The 6,049-nt window shown below is 44.9% G+C and carries 7 protein-coding genes; 3 read left to right on the top strand and 4 right to left on the bottom strand.

Going from position 1 to position 6,049, the window contains the following annotated elements; all coding sequences use genetic code 11:
- Together B9T16_RS24685 and B9T16_RS24680 are read right to left on the bottom strand one after the other, a co-directional pair.
- A partial coding sequence (locus B9T16_RS24685) for a hypothetical protein (protein ID WP_410246012.1) occupies positions 1-208 on the bottom strand: 208 nt, incomplete at its 3' end.
- A gap of 226 nt (positions 209-434) precedes the next feature.
- The gene (locus B9T16_RS24680; RefSeq protein WP_006620936.1) at positions 435-608 is read right to left on the bottom strand and encodes a hypothetical protein; all 174 of its coding nucleotides are present in this window, start codon (positions 606-608) and stop codon (positions 435-437) included.
- Between the two features lie 659 nt (positions 609-1,267).
- Here B9T16_RS24680 and B9T16_RS24675 point away from each other — a divergent pair.
- A complete protein-coding gene (locus tag B9T16_RS24675) occupies positions 1,268-3,580 on the top strand; it encodes a phosphodiester glycosidase family protein (protein ID WP_006616505.1) in 2,313 nt (770 codons plus the stop codon).
- 102 nt (positions 3,581-3,682) lie between these two features.
- Here B9T16_RS24675 and rph read toward each other — a convergent pair whose 3' ends face one another.
- Both rph and B9T16_RS24665 read right to left on the bottom strand, forming a co-directional pair.
- On the bottom strand, positions 3,683-4,411 hold the full coding sequence (gene rph, locus B9T16_RS24670; protein WP_006616504.1) for a ribonuclease PH: 729 nt from the start codon (positions 4,409-4,411) through the stop codon (positions 3,683-3,685).
- Positions 4,412-4,561: 150 nt separating this feature from the next.
- Positions 4,562-4,789, bottom strand: coding sequence for a hypothetical protein (locus tag B9T16_RS24665; protein ID WP_014275034.1), 228 nt, complete (start codon positions 4,787-4,789; stop codon positions 4,562-4,564).
- A gap of 50 nt (positions 4,790-4,839) precedes the next feature.
- Between B9T16_RS24665 and B9T16_RS24660 the strand changes: the two genes are divergently transcribed.
- The gene (locus B9T16_RS24660; RefSeq protein WP_006616503.1) at positions 4,840-5,601 is read left to right on the top strand and encodes a Uma2 family endonuclease; all 762 of its coding nucleotides are present in this window, start codon (positions 4,840-4,842) and stop codon (positions 5,599-5,601) included.
- Between the two features lie 41 nt (positions 5,602-5,642).
- Positions 5,643-6,049 (top strand): tetratricopeptide repeat protein (locus B9T16_RS24655; protein ID WP_410246011.1); only part of this gene is annotated, 407 nt, incomplete at its 3' end.

Here is a 6,049-nt window from a genome sequence, read left to right as displayed (position 1 = left end):
AGACCGCGACAATTAAGAGTTTTATGACGAGTGCGAGTTTAAAGACTACGAGGTTGTATATAGCTCCTAAAGTTGAGGTTACAAAGCGGGGGGTCGTAGCCCTGTTCCTACTGACAAATAGGGTATCTACATCAGGAGCCGTGTGCTGGGAAACTCGCAAGCACGGTTTCCAATTGGAGTTGGGGAAGGTGACTTCTCTTTCGACCATAACCAGTCTGCGCGTGCGTCACATCAGGAAGTTTTTCGTGTCTATGCCAATTATCTGGATGTGGAAGCACCACTAGAGCCGTATGAGGTGAAAGTCTCAAGCACGGTTTTGAATGGGAGGGGGAGATGGTGACATCTCTCTCGACCCCTAATTACTACCATAACTGGAAGAATATTTCCGGAAATCTCCTGAAATTACTTGTCAATCCCCCTCTAATCAGAAACACTCATTCCCGAAACCACTGACAATAGAGTTTTCCTTGGTCATCAGTGCGCCAATGGCCAACGAGTTTGCCTTTTTCGGTGAGAGCTTTAGTGTGACTGCGTTCTGGTCTAATCTCGTTGAAAGTCCGGGACTGTTGAGGGATTTTAACTGGGGTTTTATGAAGAGTTTGTAACATGGTCTTTACCTCTGTTGATTATAGATTTTATTTACCTCTACTACCATTATAACCGATGAAATTTAAACGACAAGTCTACGGCTGCACACCTGGGCAGGAAGGGACAGCAGATAATTTTCACAAGTAAAAATTCATAATTTTCTACCCGACCAACTACCATTGATAAAGCCAGCGTTACCCCAGGGTTAATCGGAGAAGTTTGGTTTCTTGATGGGACTGTGTTGAATAAAAAATCAAGCGTATAGCTATGTTAGCCATACGACATAATAGGCGATCGCCAGAAATTTGTCAAGGGGGTTGGGGCAAAAAGGCGGCGACGCGGCGTTGAATAAAAAATCAAGCGTATAGCAATGTTACCAATAATAAATAATAGGCGATCGCCAGAAATTTGTCAAGGGGGTTGGGGCAAAAAGGCGGCGACGCGGCGTTGAATAAAAAATCAATAATTTATGGTATAGGAGAAATTGGCAATTGTAAAGTTTTGTTAAGCCAGTGTAGGGTTTCACCCATCAGGGGTTATACTACATATCATAGTAGATGCACCCTGATTCAAGCGCCCATCACACTTTATGAGTGTGGGCGTTTTTTTTATGGGGAGTCGGAGTAGTGAAACAATTAGAATATTGGGTTAAGGTTTCACCTTTGCGATCGCAATATTTATGAACAACACAGTCGCCTCATTCACCGATATCAGCCAACACTGGGCTTATCCATTTATCAGACCTCTGCAACGCCAAGGGGTTGTCAGTGGCTTTGAAGATAGAACCTTTCGCCCCGACCAAACCATGACCAGGGCGGAATTTGCCGCCATTATCCAAGCAGCCTTTTCCCTAGCACCCCGGCGGGATTATATACCCTTTACAGATGTTCCCGCCAATTTTTGGGCTGCTGAAGCCATCCGCAATACCTTTAGATCCGGATTTATCAGTGGTTTTCCTGATGGTCGGTTTCTTCCAGGTCAGAATATTTCCCGGTTGCACGTTTTACTGGCTTTAGTGTCCGGCTTACAGATGCAGGCGGGAGCATCTGTGTCTTTAGCTGCTATATATAACGATGGGGGTAATATTCCCAACTACGCCCAACAGGCGATCGCCACAGCCACCCAAAACCGCTTAGTAGTAAACGCCCCCACCATTGATATTTTCAACCCTAACCGTCCGGCTACTAGGGGAGAAGTGGCGGCTTGCATTTACCAGGCGCGAGTATTTCTCAAGCAAAACCCTATAGTAGCTTCCCCGCATATTGTCGAACTTGCTAACCCTGGAGTAATTCGGCGGGGGACTCACCTATCAGTAAATGGTCGGACTTGGCGGGCGGCTTGGGGTCAGTGGAGTTCGGGAATTTGCACTTATACGGGAGTTAGCGACAAGGGGGCGATATTGGTTTTAGGTATGGAGTTACTCAATACTGATGATGTCAACCTTCAGCCCGTCAAGTGGTTTTCAACTATTGGCAAATCTTACCGCCTCAAAACTAAACTAGATCGGGAATATCGATATCTAAATTTGGACGATATCGCCCCCGTGGGAAATTGGGAAATGGTTATCGATAACCAAACTTTACGCATCTTTTCCGTACCTACTAAAATTGACGATATTACCGTTAATGAAAACCAGGATATTTGCCGGATTGAGATACAACTAAGTAAAGCTACCCCTTGGGAACTTTACGAACAAAGTCGGGAATGGGAAGTCGTGTTAGATGCGATCGCTGATCAATCTCTAGCTGCTCGGTTTCCCGAAACTCCAACCCCACCCCCTAAATCTGGCAATCAAGAACAACAAAATGAGGGGGAAACTAGCGGCAGTTCTGAGAAACCATCGCCCATTGTCGTTCGCATTTCAGCAACTCAAACAGTCATTAAGGGAACTTTACCTGATGGGTATAGAGTCCGCACCCAAACCCTTAATAATCGCGATCGCCTGGTAATTGAACTGCGGCGAGATGCTTTAGTAGAACACAGTATTTCGGTTTATCCAGGACTGCGATCGCGACAGCAATATTTAACTTTAGAAGGTGATAAATTCCCCGCAGTTTGGTTAACCATAACTCCTAGGTCGGGGTTGTCAATCGCCGCGATATGGACAGAAAAAAATCAGATGCGGGGGACTAACTCTTTATTGTCCATTGCCCAAATTTGGTCAAGTTTAGGCGGTATTAATGGCGGCTATTTTAACCGTAATAACTTATTGCCTTTAGGGGCTATTCGTAAGGATAATAAGTGGTTTTCCGGGCCGATTCTTAATCGGGGTGCTATGGCTTGGGATGATACGGGAAGGGTGCGAATGGGGCGATTAAAGTTAGTAGAAACTATTGTAACTTCTACCGGACAACGCTTTGAGATAGACCTGCTAAATACTGGATATGTCAAGGCAGGAATTGCTCGTTATACTTCCGAATGGGGGGCGAATTATTTACCTCTAACTCTTAATGAAATTGTCGCGGTAGTTTCGGGAGACCAAGTAACTCGACAAATTGAACTACCTGATGATCAAACTCCCACAGCTATCCCCACTAATGGTTATCTGCTGGTTTTCCGTTCTTTTCGGAGTGCTGTTAGTGCTTTTGGGGTCGGTTATCGGTTAACAATTACCGCCGCAACTACTCCCCCTGAGTTTATAGATTTTCCGAATATTATGGGTGGCGGACCTCTGTTGGTGCAAAATCGCAATATTGTGGTTAATGCAGAGGCGGAAGGGTTTAATTATTGGTTTGGTCAACAGTTGGCTATCCGCAGTGCTGTGGGTGTCACAGCGACCGGAGAACTGCTTATGGTGACTGTTCATAACCGGGTGAATGGGGCGGGACCTAGTTTAACAGAAATGGCAAAATTGATGCAGCAATTAGGGGCGATCGATGCTATAAATTTGGATGGTGGCAGTTCTACCAGTTTGGTGCTGGGTGGGCATTTACTTAACCGCACTCCTGATACGGCTGCCAGGGTTCACAATGGTTTGGGAATATTTATTTAGATTCATCAGGTGAGTCGGGACGGGTTTATTAATGGGGCTGTGGGGATAATTAATTCACAGGATAACCCGCCCCTAAATCAGCTTTGATGATTAATCATTTAATTAATCAGTTAGCCCTAAAACCTGCCTTTGTAATTGACAGAGTTCTGTAATGCCTTTTTCGGCATAGTCTAAGATTTGGTTTAACTGATTTCGGTTCAAACTTTCTGCTTCTGCTGTTCCCTGAAGTTCAATAATTCCCAGGTCATCCCGCATCACCACATTAAAATCGATATCGGCTGCTACGTCTTCCTGGTAATTGAGATCAAGTAAGGCTTCCCCGTGCATCATTCCCACAGAAATGGCGGCGATCTGATGAATAATAGGCGATCGCTTTAACTCTCCCCGTTTTACCATTTTATTAAAGGCATGAGCCAGGGCGACAAACCCCCCATTAATCGACGTGGTGCGGGTTCCTGCGTCCGCCTGTAACACATCAGCATCTACCGTAACAGTGATTTCCCCCATAGCCTGTAAATCTACCGCCGCGCGCAAACTGCGACCAATCAAGCGTTGAATTTCCTGGGTTCTACCCGATAGTTTCATCAATTCCCGGGGTTGACGTTGGGGAGTCGCCCCCGGAAGCATCCGATATTCTGCGGTTAACCAACCTTTTCCGGTATCCTGCAAAAATCGGGGTACTCCCGGTTGAATTGTTACCGTACAAAGCACTTGAGTATTACCGGATTTTGCTAGGACTGAAGCAGCCGCAAATTGAGTATAATCTAGCTCAAACTGCACCGGGCGCAGTTGGTCGCGCTCTCTACCATCGGGACGTTGCCAAGACATCATCTATTTTATCAGTTTAACGTGAGTAGCTGAGGTAATTTAAGGATATTTTCACGGATTTGTTTGGGTGGTTGATTTCTGTTTATATCCCATAAACGACCCCTAGCTTGACATTATTCTAATATGGGAGTGCCAGATTAATACAAGATACCATCAGCCTGAATATAATTTCGGGTGTATCATCAGTGAGCGATCGCCCATCATCGCCCAGCCACTACGCAGTAGTATCGCCCCTCCCAGAGTATCACCTATATCTAACACTAGAATCCCTAGACTCTTTGACGACCATCCCAATATTGATGTTACGGTTTTTACTGATAATTGACTACCCCAATCATCAAGTTTGGGAAGATTTATTAATATCCCAAGTATAGTAGTCACCCAAAATGCTACAATCTTAGGAAGTCGCGAATATCTGGGAATAATCGATTATGGTACAACAAGTTATACCCGAAACCCAACCGACAGTTATTTATCCTGAAAGTGACGGTCAACCCATGTCTGATAACACGCAACAATTTCGCTGGATTGTGATTATCAAAGAAAACCTGGAAATATTGTTTTCCGGGGATGAAAATATCTTTGTGGCGGGTGATTTACTGTGGTATCCAGTGGAAGGAAATAATAAAATCCGTACTGCGCCAGATGTTATGGTAGCTTGTGGTCGTCCCAAGGGGGATAGAGGCTCATATCGACAATGGGAAGAGGATAATATCGCGCCACAGGTAGTATTTGAAATTCTTTCGCCGGGAAATACCTCGAAAAAAATGGCGGAAAAACTACTATTTTATCAACGCTATGGCGTAGACGAATATTATCTATATGACCCTCAGTCACAAGAGATAACTGGCTTTTTAAGGTCAGAAGATTGGCTAGAATCGATTGAAAACATGAAAGGTTGGGTTAGTCCTCGGTTACAAATTAGGTTTGAATTAACAGAAACTGGGCTAGAAATTTATCGGCCAGATGGGGATAAATTTTTAACACCAGTGGAATTAGATAAGTTACGACAGCAGGAACGTGAAAGGGCTCAACAAGCTGAACTTGAGTTACAACAGGAACGTCAACGCTATGAACAGGAACGCATAAAAGCGCAACAGACGGAAATTGAGTTACAAGAGGAACGTCAACGCTATGAACGATTGATAGAGTTATTGAAGCAGCAGGGAATTGATCCGCCACAGATGTTGTAAATTGGGATACTCTAAAGGGGAGGCTGATTGAGGATAGGCTGATGTCATCTACCGATCGCAGTAAGGAAGAACTAAACCCCGACTTAAATTCCCTAGAGTTGGGGTTAGCAGCGATTAAACAGAAACAATACCAACAGGCGATCGCACTTTTAGAACCCATCGCCGACTCTCAACCCCATACGAAAGTCGGATTAAAAGCCCAAATTGGCTTGGTGAAAGCATACGATCGCAGCGGACAAAGCGATCGCGCTATTTCCTTATGTCAAACCCTCACACTAGAGACCCCAGAAAAAATTAGAACTTGGGCTAGTAATCAACTCCAGCAACTCCAAAGTCGCCAGCCTAACCCCTCAGTCCCCCCTACAGTAGAGACAGGATTTGTTCCCTTCGACCCCAACTTACAACCGCCCAAAGTTCAATCAAMCACCCCGAAACCTCAACCTAAACC

The sequence above is a fragment of the Arthrospira sp. PCC 8006 genome, assembly GCF_046480465.1.
In the GTDB taxonomy this organism is placed as follows: Bacteria; Cyanobacteriota; Cyanobacteriia; order Cyanobacteriales; family Microcoleaceae; genus Limnospira; species Limnospira platensis.
This window is presented reverse-complemented; position numbering and strand designations above follow the sequence as displayed.